Origin of the sequence: Slackia exigua ATCC 700122, assembly GCF_000162875.1 — a bacterium.
Taxonomy (GTDB): Bacteria; Actinomycetota; Coriobacteriia; order Coriobacteriales; family Eggerthellaceae; genus Slackia; species Slackia exigua.
In genome coordinates, this window is sequence record NZ_GG700631.1 from 375,476 (window position 1) to 391,158 (window position 15,683).

The 15,683-nt window shown below is 56.0% G+C and carries 13 protein-coding genes; 6 read left to right on the plus strand and 7 right to left on the minus strand.

Features of this window, described 5'->3' with window-relative positions; translation table 11 throughout:
• Positions 1-5 precede the first annotated feature (5 nt).
• Both HMPREF0762_RS07690 and fdrA read right to left on the minus strand, forming a co-directional pair.
• On the minus strand, positions 6-1,430 hold the full coding sequence (locus HMPREF0762_RS07690; protein ID WP_006363072.1) for a YlbE family protein: 1,425 nt from the start codon (positions 1,428-1,430) through the stop codon (positions 6-8).
• A complete protein-coding gene (gene fdrA, locus HMPREF0762_RS07695) occupies positions 1,430-2,950 on the minus strand; it encodes an acyl-CoA synthetase FdrA (protein ID WP_040619451.1) in 1,521 nt (506 codons plus the stop codon). Before fdrA ends, HMPREF0762_RS07690 begins: the two co-directional genes overlap by 1 nt.
• A 287-nt stretch (positions 2,951-3,237) precedes the next feature.
• Here fdrA and HMPREF0762_RS07700 point away from each other — a divergent pair, with 287 nt between their 5' ends.
• The 5 genes from HMPREF0762_RS07700 to HMPREF0762_RS07715 all read left to right on the plus strand — a co-directional run bounded on the left by HMPREF0762_RS07700 (position 3,238) and on the right by HMPREF0762_RS07715 (position 8,938).
• Positions 3,238-4,209 carry a LysR family transcriptional regulator gene (locus HMPREF0762_RS07700; protein ID WP_006363075.1) on the plus strand — a complete coding sequence of 324 codons (972 nt, stop codon included), beginning with the start codon at positions 3,238-3,240 and terminating at the stop codon, positions 4,207-4,209.
• A 37-nt stretch (positions 4,210-4,246) separates the two neighbouring features.
• Positions 4,247-5,542 carry an MFS transporter gene (locus tag HMPREF0762_RS07705; protein WP_040619453.1) on the plus strand — a complete coding sequence of 432 codons (1,296 nt, stop codon included), beginning with the start codon at positions 4,247-4,249 and terminating at the stop codon, positions 5,540-5,542.
• A 594-nt stretch (positions 5,543-6,136) separates the two neighbouring features.
• Positions 6,137-6,304 (plus strand): hypothetical protein, encoded by a 168-nt coding sequence (locus tag HMPREF0762_RS09275; protein WP_156784561.1) that lies wholly within the window; start codon positions 6,137-6,139, stop codon positions 6,302-6,304.
• Positions 6,301-7,221 carry an IS3 family transposase gene (locus tag HMPREF0762_RS09495; RefSeq protein ID WP_006363078.1) on the plus strand — a complete coding sequence of 307 codons (921 nt, stop codon included), beginning with the start codon at positions 6,301-6,303 and terminating at the stop codon, positions 7,219-7,221. Before HMPREF0762_RS09275 ends, HMPREF0762_RS09495 begins: the two co-directional genes overlap by 4 nt.
• Positions 7,222-7,366: 145 nt before the next feature.
• The gene (locus HMPREF0762_RS07715; RefSeq protein ID WP_006363079.1) at positions 7,367-8,938 is read left to right on the plus strand and encodes an AAA family ATPase; all 1,572 of its coding nucleotides are present in this window, start codon (positions 7,367-7,369) and stop codon (positions 8,936-8,938) included.
• A 322-nt stretch (positions 8,939-9,260) separates the two neighbouring features.
• Here the strand turns inward: HMPREF0762_RS07715 and HMPREF0762_RS09445 are convergent, their stop codons facing one another.
• The 3 genes from HMPREF0762_RS09445 to HMPREF0762_RS07725 form a co-directional block, all read right to left on the minus strand.
• On the minus strand, positions 9,261-9,530 hold the full coding sequence (locus tag HMPREF0762_RS09445; protein ID WP_006363080.1) for an ATP-binding protein: 270 nt from the start codon (positions 9,528-9,530) through the stop codon (positions 9,261-9,263).
• 125 nt (positions 9,531-9,655) lie between these two features.
• Positions 9,656-9,901 carry an ATP-binding protein gene (locus tag HMPREF0762_RS09450; protein ID WP_006363081.1) on the minus strand — a complete coding sequence of 82 codons (246 nt, stop codon included), beginning with the start codon at positions 9,899-9,901 and terminating at the stop codon, positions 9,656-9,658.
• A 602-nt stretch (positions 9,902-10,503) separates the two neighbouring features.
• A complete protein-coding gene (locus tag HMPREF0762_RS07725; RefSeq protein WP_040619456.1) occupies positions 10,504-11,010 on the minus strand; it encodes a hypothetical protein in 507 nt (168 codons plus the stop codon).
• 210 nt (positions 11,011-11,220) lie between these two features.
• Between HMPREF0762_RS07725 and HMPREF0762_RS07730 the strand changes: the two genes are divergently transcribed.
• On the plus strand, positions 11,221-12,108 hold the full coding sequence (locus HMPREF0762_RS07730; RefSeq protein WP_006363084.1) for an IS30 family transposase: 888 nt from the start codon (positions 11,221-11,223) through the stop codon (positions 12,106-12,108).
• Positions 12,109-12,472: 364 nt separating this feature from the next.
• Here the strand turns inward: HMPREF0762_RS07730 and HMPREF0762_RS09280 are convergent, their stop codons facing one another.
• Together HMPREF0762_RS09280 and pheT are read right to left on the minus strand one after the other, a co-directional pair.
• Positions 12,473-13,027 carry a hypothetical protein gene (locus HMPREF0762_RS09280; protein ID WP_147286823.1) on the minus strand — a complete coding sequence of 185 codons (555 nt, stop codon included), beginning with the start codon at positions 13,025-13,027 and terminating at the stop codon, positions 12,473-12,475.
• Positions 13,028-13,219: 192 nt separating this feature from the next.
• Positions 13,220-15,676: a phenylalanine--tRNA ligase subunit beta gene (gene pheT / locus HMPREF0762_RS07735; RefSeq protein WP_006363085.1), complete on the minus strand. Its 2,457-nt coding sequence runs from the start codon at positions 15,674-15,676 to the stop codon at positions 13,220-13,222.
• Positions 15,677-15,683: the final 7 nt, after the last annotated feature.

A 15,683-nucleotide genomic window follows, 5' to 3' on the forward strand; every position in this document is an offset into this window, starting at 1 on the left:
GCCTCCTAGCAGTTCGTTCCGTATGTTTCTTCAAAAGCAAGCAGGGCTTTCTCGAAGCACTCCATGGGAGGCGCCGTAATGCCCGCGCCGATCTGGCCGATACCGGCAAGCCTATGCACGCTTCCCGTATCGATAACGGGAAGGATGTTTGTTTCAACCACCTTGCGAATGTCGATACCCGTAGGCGACCCACGGAAATCAAGGACGGGCTGAGAGAAGTTGCCGTTCTCATACAACGTTATGTCGTACATCCGCTTGGAGATATCGACCCCTTCGGCCGCCGTTCCCCCGACGAGCTGAACGATTGCAGGAGCACCGCTCAGAGCGAATCCGCCGATTCCGGCGGTTTCGGTTATGCACGAGTCGCCCATGTCGGGATTCGCATCGTCGTCATCGAAACCAGGGAAATACAAGCCGCGAACCATTTGCGCCGGACCGGTGAACCATCGATCCCCCAGACCTGAAACACGAATGCCGAATTCAACGCCATTGCGGCACATAGCGGTAACCATGGAACTGCTTCTCACGTCGCGCGCCGCATCGAGGCACAGTTTGGATGTGGGCATGCTGATGCTGAGGTAATACCCATCGTTTCCGTTGATGAATTCAACCGCACGTTTCACCTTATCGAAGGGCATGCCCGAATCGAGCAGGAGGGGAAACAGGGCACGCAGAAGCATGCTTGTACCCGCCTTGTTGCGGTTATGACCCTCATCGCCCATATGCAGTGCCTGGAACTGCAGCGCCAGCGTGTCGATTCCCTCTTCCGAGGTGCTCAGCGCCGCATGCATGACCTCGCGGAATTCGGAAGCCATCCACCTGAGGCCGTCGATGACCTCGGGAGCATAGGCGCCGTAACGCAACAGCTTCCCGCCCATGCCTTCGGGAACAAGGCAGAAAGCACGATGTCCGCTGGTCTTATCCTCCAAAACTTGAACGACCATATTCGACGAGATGACGCCCGCCATGGCACCTACGGCGTCATGATCATGACAGGGTTCGAAATCTATATCGCCCGAAGCGGCTACTTCTGCCGCCTCTTCAGGAGTGCTCGCGAATCCCTCAAGAATGAGCGCCCCCATGACAGCACCCTGCATGGGCCCGCACATGTTCTCCCATGTGATAGGAGGACCCGCATGCAGAATCAGATTGGGCCGCATACCGGGGATCACGTCTTTTGCCAGCTGGAAATCCACCAGATGAGGACGCACCGAACAATACCGCTCCACGGCAACTCGATTCGCAGCATCTATCTCCGGTGACATGAGCGTCGAAAGGGCTCGGATCAAATCGGGAGATCCTGCGGCGGGCGGCGTCCAATCGACATTAACGCAAGCGACTCCCTGCAATTCGAGGTCATCGCAGAATCGAGAAGCGCCCACGTTCACTACGCGGAGGTCGTCGGAAAACAAAGTCTGAGCGTTTGACATTATCGCAGCCCCTTCACTATAGACGCGGCAAGATTAGCTGCCTGGACATTGGTCTGGCACACCAAGACGCCTTCTTGCGCAAGCATCTCTTCTTGATGCTGCTTGTCCTGCGGATCGGCATCCGTTCCCAAAACGTATGCGATGAACACCATCGTGCGCCCGCTTTCAAGACATGACACATTCGCCTTGTGAATAGCCGGAAGCGCAGCGCCAACGGGGTCCTCATGCGCACCGTAGCCCAGGACGAAATCGAGAAGGATAACCGCAGTTTCGGTATCGGCAGCCTCCTGCGCAATGCGGGCGTTGCGCGTCTGAGGATCAATCATGGGATGAGGCTTGCCCTGAGTGAATGCATCGTCTCCCAGGTCGAGGAATGCATGTCCGCGGCTTTCCGACGAATCGTCAAGAGAAATGGAACCACCTTTCGCCGAGTTCGCATATACGTCAACGTCGGGCAGAGAAGACATAAACGTCATCTTCGCTTCCTCCATGAGCGTGCCCCCGCAGAACAAACCGCGTACATACGATCCATCCGGCATGCAATCGATTTCGATCGCGCTTTCTTCAGGAGCGGAGAACGAGGAGTCGACCAATAGGGCCAACGCATCGACGGCGGAGACGATGTCGCTTTTGAACAGCACCGTTTCGGAAAGGTCTTCTGCGACATCGCCGAGAAAGCAAGCCACTACGGGTTTCGTGGATCGTGCCGCACGATCCCTTACCTTTCTCGCCACGGTTTCATGAGGAGGCTTGGAGATGAGCAGGATATGAGATGTGCCCTCATCGGCCTCGAGAGCATCGAAAGCATCAAGGAACATACGGCCTCCGACTTCGATGCTCAAATCCCTTCCCCCGGTTCCTATGATCTGGCTTACGCCCATTCCCCACGAATCAAGGAGAACTGCTGCCTCCTGGGCGCCGGTTCCCGACGCGCTTACGATGCCGATGCTGCCGCGCTGGACGGCATTCGCGAAGCAGAAGGCGACGCCTTGGAATGCACACGTCCCGCAGTCAGGCCCCATCATCAGCAGGCCTTTGCCATGAGCGAGGTCTTTAAGGGCTATTTCGTCGTCAAGGCTCACGTTGTCGCTGAACATGAGGACATGCAGACCCTTCTCGAGAGCCTTTCGCGCTTCGGCGGCGGCGTATATGCCCGGCACGGATATCACGGCGATATTGGCATCGACATCTTCGGCGGCCCGCGTCAAGGTACGCGGGCGTTCGGAATCACGATCCTTCTGCGTGACCTGTTTTTTCAATGCCGCTTCCAGATCCGCAAGAACATCCTCTTCGCGTACGGAATCTTCGAAGCTGCAGGCGATCATAAGATCGTTCGGCCCGGCATCCCCGATCGAAGAGGCATCGAAGCCTCCGTCGATGAGGATCTGTTTGTTCATGTCGGTTCCCATGCTTACCGAGACGGATAGAATATCCGGCAGGTCATTGAGCTTCTTTGAAATGCCCATGAGGGTGACCGAGTCGTAATACGTATTCTTGCGTACGGAACTCAGGGTTTTCACATTGCGCTCCTATTGTTCGAAGGTGCATTCTTGGAGAGGTGCCTTTCGGGATTTCACTTCGAAAAGAGGATTCTGGAATAGGGCGATCACCACCTTGCTTCGAGCATCGTCGAACACATCGGGCAAGACGTCTTGCTGCAAAGTATAGGAAGGCCCTAAGCAAGGGAACTGAAAATATGCTCATGGCTGTTGTGAAAAATGCTCAAAACCGCGCGGCATGGCGGTTGCTACTATGTTCTTGAAAAACATGCCGTCCCCGCAAGCCTCCATGAAGGAACGATGCTGGTATGGGTCTCAAATCTCAACACCATCTCGATCTCGAGGCCTTACAGACCTTTCTCCTGGTCATTGAAGAGGGCAGCCTAACAGCCGCCGCATCTGCTCTCTATAAAACGCCTTCGGCGGTCAGCTATCGCATCAAGGCGCTTGAAGAATCCCTCGGCATCCAGCTTCTCGAGCGCACGACCCATGCCATCGCTCCTACGACAGCGGGAAAGAGACTTGCCGCCAAAGCGCAGGATCTCCTTGAATTCCATCGCGGTTTCTATGACGAACTCGACGCGATCAAGACGGGAATCGAACCTTCGTTCACTTTGGTCGTCAATAACCTTCTCTATGATGGCGTCGCCGTTGCGAAACTGCTCGCCCATCTCAGCGAAAAGTTCGGATCTGCCGCGCTTAACGTGCAGAAATCCGTATTCACCGGCGTTTGGGACTATATGGTCCATGAGGGAGGATCTTTTGCCATAGGGGCGCCCTCCCACCATTCCATAGACGAGCGCTTCGTCACCACTCCCCTCGGCCTTGTCGAATGGGTATTGGTTTGCTCGCCGAATCATCCCATCTTACGTACGGGGATCGAAGTCGATGGCGATTCCATCAAACAGCATCCCGTTGTGAATATTCAAGACACCTCGACCCATTCCATCGGGCGTCCCGCCTGGCGTCTCGAAGGGCAAGAAGAAATCATCGTTCCCGATCTCGAAACCAAAATTCACTGCCACGTGATGGGCTTGGGCATCGGATTTCTGCCTAAACCCATCGCCGACCGATGGATCGCCGCGAAAAAGCTTCGCGCACTGTCTGCGAAAGACATCATGCGACAGCCTTCTCCCATGTCATACGCAAGAAAAAAGAATGATGACGGACGTATCGGAAACTACCTCGAGCACCTCATAAAGCGAAACCATGAACTCATCCAACCATTTCTTTCTCCTCTAATCGGACAGAACGCATACGGACAAGCGTCAAGCAGATAACTATGCGAACTCGTTTGGACAGCAAGGAGGAGACGCCGTGACTGAATCGGACGCTCATGTGCCGAAAAAGAAACGTATGTTCAGAGTCACCCTAGCAAGCATGTCCGGCACCATGCTCGAATTCTATGACCATTTCGTCTACGGTTCGGCAGCGGCGGTTGTATTCCCCGCGGTGTTCTTCGTATCCATGCCTCCAACCGTAGCGCTCCTGCTATCGCTCGTAACCTATTCGGTAGCCTTCATCGCCCGCCCTTTGGGCGCGTTGGTATTCGGATACTTCGGCGACAAGGTCGGCAGAAAAAACGTTCTGATCGTTGCACTCCTCATCATGGGAGGCGCGACGTTTCTCATCGGATGCTTGCCGGATTACGCGACGGCTGGGTCGTTCGGTGCCGTTGCGCTATGCATCCTGCGCCTTTTGCAGGGTGTAGCCCTCGGTGGAGAATGGGGCGGCGCTGCGCTCATGGTGAACGAGTACACGACTTCGCCAAGACTGAAAAGCATTCTCGGGAGCATAGTGCAGGTCGCTTCGCCATTAGGGTTTCTCTTGGCGAGCGGCACGCTTTCGCTTATATCGGATCTTGGCGGCGAAGCGTTTCTCCTAGGAGGCGGATGGCGCATTCCTTTCCTGGCAAGCGCCGTATTGGTAGTCATCGGGTTCTACATGCGTTTCGGCATCGAAGAATCGCCCGAGTTCCTTGAACGCAAGGAGGAGAGCCGTCCGGCACCGTTGATGGATGTCGTGAAGAACCATGGGAGAGAAGTGCTTCTGGCTATCGGAACGCGCATCGGATCAGACACGGCCTTCTACGTCTTCGCGATGTTTCCCTTGGTCTATCTGCCCCGCATCGGCATAACGAGCGGTTCGGCTTTGCTGGTCGGCGTATTCGCCTCGCTCGGACAGATGGTCGGCACGCCGATCTTCGGCTGGCTCTGCGGACGTTGGGGGACCCGCAAGGTCCTCATCGTCGGCGCCGTCGTCAACATGCTGTATGCGTTCGCGTATATCTTTTTGCTCGACACGCAGAATCCCACGATTATCCTCGCCGGAGCGTTCGTGTCGCTTTTCTGCCTTGCAATGCTCTGGGCGCCGCTCGCCTCTCATCTGCCGGCCATGTTCCCGGTACATGTCCGCTACACGGCAACGAGCATCGGTTTTCAGATGGCCGGCGTTTTCGGAGGAGCGCTCGCCCCGACCATCTGCCTCATGCTGCTTGAAAACACCGGCACCGCGATGAGCGTTCCCGTGTATCTCGGGGCCACGCTGCTGCTCGCGTTGCTCTGCACGATTAAAACGAAGGTTCCGGCACCATCTAGAGAGACGGAATCCTAGGAGCGAACAACGGCTGGGCGTATCGCAATCGGCAGCTCGACGACAAGCATCTTTCGCTCGTCGGAAGGTGCTTGTCCTGGATAACGAAACCCAAGAAAGAGTCTTCAGGTTTCGTTATCCAGGCTTTCGCTCGCTCCGTCTTCCGCCCTTAAATCGGCGTCCGATCCATCTTGCTCGTTCCACCTTTCATCCTTGACTTGGTGTCCGATTTATCTTGCCCAGTCCACCCTTCCCGGACCTTGGGCCTCCGGACGATTTCCTGGACATGCGAAAGCATGAGAGGAGATTATCCGTGTATAGCGAAGAGTTCAGGGCAAAGGCCCTGAAGGTTCTCGAAGAATGCAGCGGATCTTGCATCAAAGCCGCGCGGAGGCTCGGCATCGTCGGCTCCAAGACGCTCCAACGCTGGAAGAACGACCTGGCCGAGCCTCCCCGAAAGAAGCATCGGCATCCGAGCGCCGTTCGAAAGCAATCCATCGCAAAGTTTCTCGAAGGCGGGGTTGCCGTATCCGCAATCGCTAGAGAATACGGGGTATCCGTAACGGCTGTTCGTAATATTCGCAGCGAATCACGTCCGAAGGGAGCACGGACTTCATGGATACGGAAGAACGGATCGAAACTCCCGAGATGGATCCCCCAGGCCTGCCCGATGACGTGGAAGTGCTTGAGAAAAGACGCGCCGGGCCGGAACCCGGCGACGCGATCCTCTCTCAAGTCGTCGGAACGCTGAAAAAGACCCGAGCGTCGACCCGTCGGAGATGAGCGATCGAGAGGAGACGGCGGCGATCGGCGCTTTGAAGAATAGATTTCCGGTCTCTGCGCCGTGCGGGAAGCTCGGCATCCCGCACGGCTCCCATTGCTATGCCAAGGCAGCCTCCTGCGCGCCCGGCCGGCATGCGCGCGACCGCCGGCGAATCCGGTCGGTTTTCGAGGGAAGCAGGGAGGCTTTCGGCCCGGAGCGCATATGGATGGCGCTCGAGCGCGGCGACGACGGAGGCGAGCCAGGATGCACTTCCGAGAAGGCTGCGCGTCGCATCATGCGCGAGGAGGGTCTTGTTGTAGTCCATAACAAGAGAAGGCGCAGATGCAGCCCTTGCAAAGGCGAGATCGGCGCGCATCCCGGCGGCAAAGTCGCGCGCAGCTTCCGTGCGGATGCCCCGAACCGACCGCGGCTTGCCGACATAGCCCAGCTCATCCTCCCGAGCTTCAAATGCTACCTGTCCGTTATTGCGGACCGATGGGAAGGCGGTGTCGCACGAACTGTCGAGAAGCCCGAACGCAGAGCCCGCCGTCCCGCCCTCGTCGAGGCGGTCCGCAGGCTGGAGGGCGACGATCGCCCTGTCCTTCACAGCGATTGCGGGCGTCGTTGCAGGCGGCCTGGACGGATTGGAATATGCAGCGAGTACGGAATCGCCCGATCTATGTCGAAGAAGGCATGCCCGCCGGGCGATGCGGCGTGCGAGGGCTTCTTCGGGCGTCTCAGAAACAAGCTCTTCTACCACAGGTCTTGGGATGGCATTCGAAAACTTCAGCCGAATGCTCAATGGCTATATCACCTGCTGCAATACCCGACGGAGAAAGAAATCTCTGGGATGGAAAAGCCCGGAAGAGCACCGGCTGTTCCTAGGATATGCGGCCTGATGTGTCCAAGAAATCGTCCGGAGGCCCCTTTCAAATAAAATTTGAAAGCCATTCTGGTACGAACTTATGCCAATCTCCCCTTATGCATGACGAAGTCGTCAAATGTAAAAGATAGTTAAAATACTATTGCCCATGAGCAAAGCAGTCAAACGGATACTACGCCCTTCTTTGAAAGACAATAGCATGATTAGAATTGCAAACATCCATTTCATCAACCATCCTGTTCTAGGAGATTTAGAGCTGAATTTCGAAAAAAGAAACGGAGAGACAGCCGATACCATTCTCATTGCCGGAGAGAATGGAACTGGCAAAAGCACGATACTCAACTCCCTTTTTGAAATCGTCTCCTACAAAGCAGAATTTGAAGCAGATGTCGAATTTGAAAAGAACGGCATGCATTTCACTTTGAATTACAGAAATAAACAACTGGCGGATAGAGAGAGTCTTTATGTAAATGATGAATCAGGAATGAGCGAATTGATTATTACGCCATTTTTTCATCAGAAATATCCAACCACAGGAATCTTCTCTGATGTCGATATCAACTTCCACTCACATGACATTTCGTCGGTCACCAGTTCCGTACTAGACGAAAAGAATGCGAGCAGAAGATCATCAAAGGATTTACCTACCGAAATCAATCAGCTAATAATCGATATCCAAGCGCTAGATGATGCCGAGGTTGCCCAGGCTGTCCAAGCGAATCCGGATTCAATAGCTGGCCAGCTTAAAGTAAGCAAGAGAATGTCTCGTTTCACGTCTGCATTTGACAGAATGTTCGATGACTTGAAATATAGCCGTATCAACAATGTCAACGGCAAAAAAACAATCTTGTTCAAGAAGAATGGAATTGAAGTTCCTATCGAAAACCTCAGTTCTGGAGAGAAGCAAATAATATATCGCGGTAGTTTTCTTTTGAGGGATATAAACTCCCTCAATGGCGCTTTTGTTTTTATCGACGAACCCGAAATTAGTCTCCATCCCAATTGGCAAAAGAGAGTAATGGATTATTATAAAAATATCTTCACCAACGAAAACGGTAAACAAACTTCCCAAATTTTTGTCGTCACCCATTCTCCCTTCGTCATCCATAACGAAAGCCGCCGAAACGATAAGGTCATCGTTCTAGAAAGGAATGAAGACAGGGCAATCGTTTCAAAAACCAAACTGGAATACTACAAATGTAGCTCCGTAGAAGCAATTCGGGACGCCTTCTCCATCCACGAGTTTAATTCCTCAATTCCAACTGTTTATCTAGAGGGAAGAACAGATGAAAAATACTTCAATAGGACTATCGGGGTATACAATCTAGAGATTCCCTTCCAATTCAAATGGATCGGCTATTTAGATGAAAGCGGTCAAGAAAGGAATACGGGAAAGGATGCTCTTAACAAGGGATTTGAGTTTCTCGTCGCCTGCAAAACCGAGACCAAGCACGTCTGCCTCTTCGACTGTGACGCAAATAAAATACGAAAACAAACCGGCAGCATATATGCAAAATCACTTCGAACCTACAGCGAAGCAAAGATGAAAAAAGGCATCGAAAACGCACTCGTTCTGGACGAAATCGACATCGACGATTCATTCTATTCCACTACGATAAAACCCGGAGCTTACGGAGATGACGACAGCATCAAAACATTCCAAAAGATGGAATTTTGTAACTATATTTGCAAGATGGACGACGCATCCCTTCGCAAGGTTTTTATCCATCTTCGAGAAGAAATAGATGATCTGAAATCAATCTTTGACTAGAGCATCTAAACCTTACATCCATACGTAAGCTTTTCTAATTCATAGCCTGATGGGAATGCAGATAAAAAACTTGGACTACCAAGGTCCAGGGAGGAGTCCGCATGCACAACGGGAACGTCGGCGAGCTGGCGCTGCGCATGCTCGCCGAAGGGAGGACGCAAGTACCGTCAAGATAATTGCGTACTTTCGGGTGCGTACAGCGCGCTTGACCGATAGTAATTCCACGCAGCGCCGATAGCCGTTCCACACAACACCGACATCGCATTCCACGATACACCAATTGCAAGGAGGGGCACGCGGCCCCTCCTCTCAGACCGATACTTTAGCCGATCCCGCCCATACGCTTGCGCATCGACTCGTCTCCTTCGATATGGATCGTATACGACTTGTACGCTATACGGTCGATCACCGCGTCGGCTATGGCGCCGTTGCCCAGCTTGGCGTGCCGCGCCGACGGCGCGAGCTGGAAGCGCAGTATGAGGGATCCCGTGCGGCCCCTCGCCTCGATGGCCTCCATGATCTCGCGCGCCTCGCTGGGCTTGACCTTCTCGAGCAGCCAGTCGTCGATTGTCAGCAGGTCGCGTTGATGCACCTCTCGCGCTGCCTGAGCCAGCCCTCGTCCTTGGAGACGGTGGGCTCGTCGAGCGGCTCGGGCAGCCACGTGCAGCGGACCGTAAAGAACGCGTTGCGCGCCGCGAAACCGAGCGCGTTCGAGATTCAGGTCTTTCCTGCGCCGCTCGCGCCGGCCACCAGGACGTTCCTGCGGTTGCGCACCCAGCCGCAGTTCGACAGCTCCAGGATGAGTGAGCAGTCCAGCTTGCGGTCGTCATCGTATCGCACGTCGGCGACGCTGGCGCCGGATTCCGGGAATCCCGCCTGCCTCAGGTAGCGAAGGCGCTTGTTGGTGCGCCGGGCGTCCCATTCGGCGTCCACGATCGTCACGAGCCTCTCGTCGAAGCCCATCTCGTTGATTCCGGGCGCGTCCCCCTACTCCCGGTACGCCCTGGCCATCGCCGATAGCCTCATCCGGTGCATATTGTCCATCGTCGATTCGCTTACCATCTTTACCTCCTCACCAGAATTATTCCTGCGCATACGGGGAGCACTGCGATGGATGCATATCCGTTGCATCTGAACATCTAGGAGGCGGCATCGTATGCCGGCATAGGCGAGAGCGCCATGCGTTCCTATGTCAATAGAGCAGACCTGCCGTCGATGCTAGCCGCCTGCGAAAAGAGGGAACAAACGCCCCATAGGGCGCGTCAGGCTGGTCGAATACCTTCGAAGCAAACAGAACTACGCATTCGATACGAGCATCGAACATCCTATAGGCAAAAGGATAGCCTCTCTTGCCAAGAACGAAACACAAAAAAATACAGTAAAAGAGTACTGTGCCATGGATGATTTTGTGCGCATGGATGTCATATACGAGAGCGGAGACGTCGAGTTGCTTCGAAATGATCTGAAGACCATGCGTAGTATCAACGTACATGTGCATGACGCTGCTAGATAAGCCTGCCGATGAATATTGTCGCTACCGCTCAAGAAGCGGACATCGTGACGCACTAGGGGCGGTATTGAGTAAGATTTCCGCAGGTCAATCTCATCTTGCACTCAGTATCTGACATATTTCCGAGCCATCTTTCCCTATTCCGCTGGATTATTTTAATTCTATCTGGAGCGAGATGAAATGAAATGGGTGCAATGGAGCTGTATTCGTCAGGTTTACAGAGGATACCGAGATTAACAAGCGCGGCGGCGTCGCAGTCATCGTCGCAGAGCTTCGCGCATCCGTTCTCAAGGCATTCGAGAACGATCACTTTATTTCTTTTTGAGAGATTCATGCAGACGGCTCTCGTTACGGCGTGCTTTGACGGGACTGCGGATGTATATCGACCGATGACGAATCCGATTATTACGGCGATGAACATGACGATCAGAAACGCAATTGGGTACTGTGAGAGCGCTTCAAACAGATCTCCGAATATGCCCTCACTCGCAATCGTGACAAGGCTTGCTGCGATTATGACGATCCCGCCCAGATGGTCGAACCACTCTGTTGCGTTTCGCACAAGTACCTCCCTTGTAAGATAAATCGAATTATACACGACAGGAGGTAGCGCACGTCATACGCGTGCACGCTTATCTATGCATTCGTCTTCAGAGTTTTTTGTCGGGGCAGTTTCGTCTGATATGAAAGCTTGAATCTTCATTCCGAACGCAACAGCGCAGACGAATAGTGGCACACGGCCGTCCTATACAATGGCGTTTGCGACGACACCATGAATATCGGAGGTAAGCCGATGCGCCGCCGCGCCCATCTTACACTAGCCGAGCGCGAGGACATCATGATCCTGCGACGCGAGGGAGGGAGAATCACGGAGATCGCGGCCGCCATCGGCCGCGACAAGTCGACGGTCTCCCGCGAGCTCGCGCGCAACTCCTGCCGGAGGTTCTATCGGGCTTCGACGGCCCAGGCGCGCTACGAGAGGCGCAGGAAGGCCTGCCGCCGCAGCCGCATCCTCGACGGCGAAAAAATATTCTCACTGGTCAGGGACAAGTTCCTGAAGGAGCGGCGGTCCCCCGAGCAGATAGAGGGGCGCCTTGCGTTGGAACTGGGCGCGAGCCCCGTGAGCGACTCCGCCGTCTGCCGGGGCATCGCCCAGGGCCGATTCGACGGCTGCATCGGCGGGAGGAAAGCGTCGAGGAGGCTGCGCCGCAAGGGAAAGCGCAGACGGGTGCCGGGTGCGGCCGGCGGCGCGTGTCTGGTCGCCAACGTGGACCGAAGAAGCGGCTACCTCGTGGGCGGCAAGGCCGCCAAGAAGGTGTCGGCGCAGGTCAACGAGGTCATGATCGCCTCGCTGGCGGGCATGCCGCCGGCTACCGCGACGCCCGACTGCGGCAAGGAGTTCGCGGCCCACGCCGAGGTGACGACGGCCCTGGGCGTCGAGTTCTACTTCGCGCGGCCGCACCATCCCTGGCAGCGCGGCTGCAACGAGAATGCGAACGGCCTGCTGCGCGAGTACTTCCCGAAGGGCAGGCCTGTCGACGGATTCACCGACGGGCAGGTGCAGAAGGTGTACGATAAGCTTAACCGCAGGCCACGCAAGCGCCTGGGGTATCGGACGCCCTACGAGGTCATGTTCTCAACAGAGTTGCAATTGATTTGAAGATCCAAGGCTTAAAATGATTCATTGTCTCGATTTGACAGGATAACGCACTCGGTATTGAGGCGTGAAAATCCGTTCGACGATATGACGACCAAGTTGCTCTTCAAGACACTGAAGCGCGAACTCATGAATGATCACAACTGCAAAAGAACAGGTAAGATGCAAAGCAGGGCATATTCAAGTGTATTGAGCTCTACTGAAACACAAGGCGCATGCATTAGATGCTGAGATATGTCTTGCCGTGTAAATACGACCGACAATCCGCACAACGACCCTTGAATAATCGTCCAATTTTGGTTGGCCACTCTAGGATTAACAGCATAGAGCGGCACGAAGAAACGTAAGTGTTCTCAAGCATATGCCATCATCTTGATGGTCGCCTATCTTGTAATTTGCTCCAAATACTAGGGATGCTGCTTTCATCGTACAGATCTAACGGGTTCTTGAAGAAACGTCGCTTCAATCTTCCGTCTGTAAGCCGTTGCCAGCACCGATTATTCGAATCACGAAAAGCAAGCTCATAGGCAATGATCCCAGTTGTTCGCCTATCACCCAAAGGCTGGTCTACCGCATAGATTCCGGGCATGAGTGTAGCAACCTTCCTTCTAAATGAAGGGTCGACAATAAGGCTGCCCCGATCTTTCATACCATATGTCCCACGGTTGAGCAGTTCCATAGCCTCCCCCAAGTCAACCGGTCCGATATCGGCATTAATGACAACAGAACTGACTATTATTTCAAATACGGGCTGAAGGCTCTGGTTAGAGAGAATTACTTTTCCATCTTCGTGCCATGCAGAGACCTTCGACGCTTGTTGCATAGCCGTATCGACATATGAGCGCCATATATTATGTACCGTCGCAGCCAGAGTCACTAATGTTCCAATCGCTGTCAATAAAAGTGCAGCAGTTGAAGACAATTTTCACCCCGTTACAATTTGAACTCTAGGTAATTCAAATGTTCAAACCATAAACACCATCGACAAATAGTCTCTCTATAAATGCCAAGCTCAAAACAATGCCTTGTCCAATCACTCAGAAAATGCAAGTGATACGAGAAGGTGTATTCCGAGCCATCTTGATAAGCCTAATATAGTAACTGTAGATTACATCTACCGCACCTCAGCCCCGGTCGCCCTACAGACCTTCGCACGCAGCTTCTCGTGCGCCTTATCTACCTCATCGCTGGTCAGCGTGCGATCGGCCGCGCGATACGTGAGCGCGTAGGCCATCGACTTCTTCCCCGGCCCGACGTGCTCGTCGTCGCGGTACACGTCGAAGAGCCGCGCGCCTTCCAGCAGCGCCCCGCCGGCCGACTTCATGCACTGCATGAGCTTCTCATCGCTCACGCCCTCGTCCACGACGAACGCGATGTCGCGCTGCACGCCCGGGAACTGCGGCACGTCCACGTAATCCCTCGCCGGCCTCATGTCGCGCTCGAGCGCATCCGCATCCAACTCGAACGCCACCACCGGTGCCTTCGCGCCGTACGCCTCCACGGCCAGCGGATGGATCTCGCCCACCCAGCCGATCACGTCGCCGCCCGACATCATGACGGCCGCGCGGCCCGGCTGCAGGTGCGTCGCCTCGTCAGCCCCGAGCGCCTTGAACTTCACCTTGGGAAGCGCCAGTTCGCGCGCCACGTTCTCCAGCACGCCCTTGCCATCGAAGAAATCGAACGCCGCAGGCTCCGCATTCCACGCCTTCGGGCCCATCGCGCCCGCCAGCACACCGGCCACGCGCCTCTTCTCGCGCGGCTTCTTGGATCCCTCGTGCGCGAAAAACACGGTGCCCACCTCGTAGAGCTGGATATCGGCCACGCCATGGCTCTGGTTATACGCCACGCTGCGCAGCAGGCCCGGCACGATCGAGCGGCGCATGAACGCATGGTCGGCATTCATCGGGTTGATGAGCTCCGCCGCCTCGCCCATACCCTCTTCGCGCATGCGCAAAAGCTCCAGATCATCCCCGCCAGCGAACGAATAGGTCATCGTCTCGTTCAGGCCCGACGCCGTCATCGCGCGATGCACGATGCGTTCGCATTCCTGGCGCCGCGTGCGCACGCCTACGCGCCCGCGACCGGCCGGCAGCGTGGATTCGATGCGGTCCATGCCGTAAAGACGCAGCACCTCTTCGTACAGGTCGATCTCGCGCTCCAGGTCGGGGCGGAACGTCGGCACGGTCACGCGCAGGACGCCCTCGGCATCCCCTGCCGAAACCGTGCACCCCAGACGCGTGAGCGAACGCGTGATGAAGTCGACCGGGATGGCGGCTCCCATCATCTTCTGGAAGCGCTCGACGCGAAACGGCAGCACGAGAGCCTGCGCATCCGCGTGCGCCCACACATCCACGCGACCTGCGCACACCGTGCCGCCTGCCACCTCGGCGATAAGCGCGGCGGCATAATCGCTGCGCTCATCGATGCCGGCATCGTCCACGCGGCGCTCGTAGCGGATGGACGAATCGCTCATAAGCCCCAGGTTGCGGCTCGTGCGGCTCGTATGCGCCGGGCTGAACGTCGCGGCTTCGAGCAGGATGTTCACCGTGTCCTCGGTCACTTCCGAATCCAGCCCGCCCATGACGCCCGCAAGCGCCACCGCGCGCTTCGGAGTGGCGATGACCGTCATATCGGGCGTGAGCACGCGCTCTTCCCCGTCAAGCGTCGTGAGCTTCTCGCCTGCATGGGCCGCACGCACGATGATGCGCGCCGCGCCGTCTTCAAGGTCGAGCGCGTCGAAATCGAACGTATGCAGCGGCTGCCCCAGCTCGAACAGCACGTAGTTGGTCACGTCCACCACGTTGTTGATGGAACGCTGGCCGATGGCGGCAAGGCGTTCGGCCAGCCAGTCGGGCGACGGCCCCACCTTCACGCCGCGGATGAGGCGCGCCGTGTAGCGCGGGCTTAGGGCCGCGTCGGTCACCTCGACGCTCACCTGGCCGTCGATGCGCTCGTCGGATTCCTGGAGCGCGCGTTCCGGCATGCGGAAATCCACGTCGTACATTGCGCCCACCTCGCGCGCGAAACCCACGACCGACAGGCTGTCGGGACGGTTCGGCGTGATTTCCAGATCGAGCACCGTATCGGTCACGCCCTGATACTCGGCGAAGGGAACGCCCACGGGCGCGTCTTCGGGAAGGATCATGATGCCCGTATGGTCGCTGCCGAAGCCGAGCTCGCGCGCAGAGCAGTTCATGCCGCACGACGCCACGCCCCGCAGCCTCGATTTCTTGATCTTGATGCCGCCGGGAAGCTCAGCGCCCACGAGCGCCACGACGATATGGTCGCCCGCGTTGAAATTCTGCGCGCCGCAGACGATCTGCAGCGGCTCGGGCGCGCCGTCGGCCCCGAGGTTCGCCTCGCCCACATCCACCTGGCAGACCCACATATGATCGCTGTCGGGATGCGCGTCCTTGCTGATGACGCGGCCCGTCACGATATGGTCGAACGCATCGCCCAGACGCTCCACGCCTTCCACGCCCGTGCCCGTCAGATCGAGCCGGTCGCAGAACGCCTGCACGTCAGAGGGGACCTCGACGTATTCGGAAAGCCACTTCAGAGATATCTTCATGCCCGTC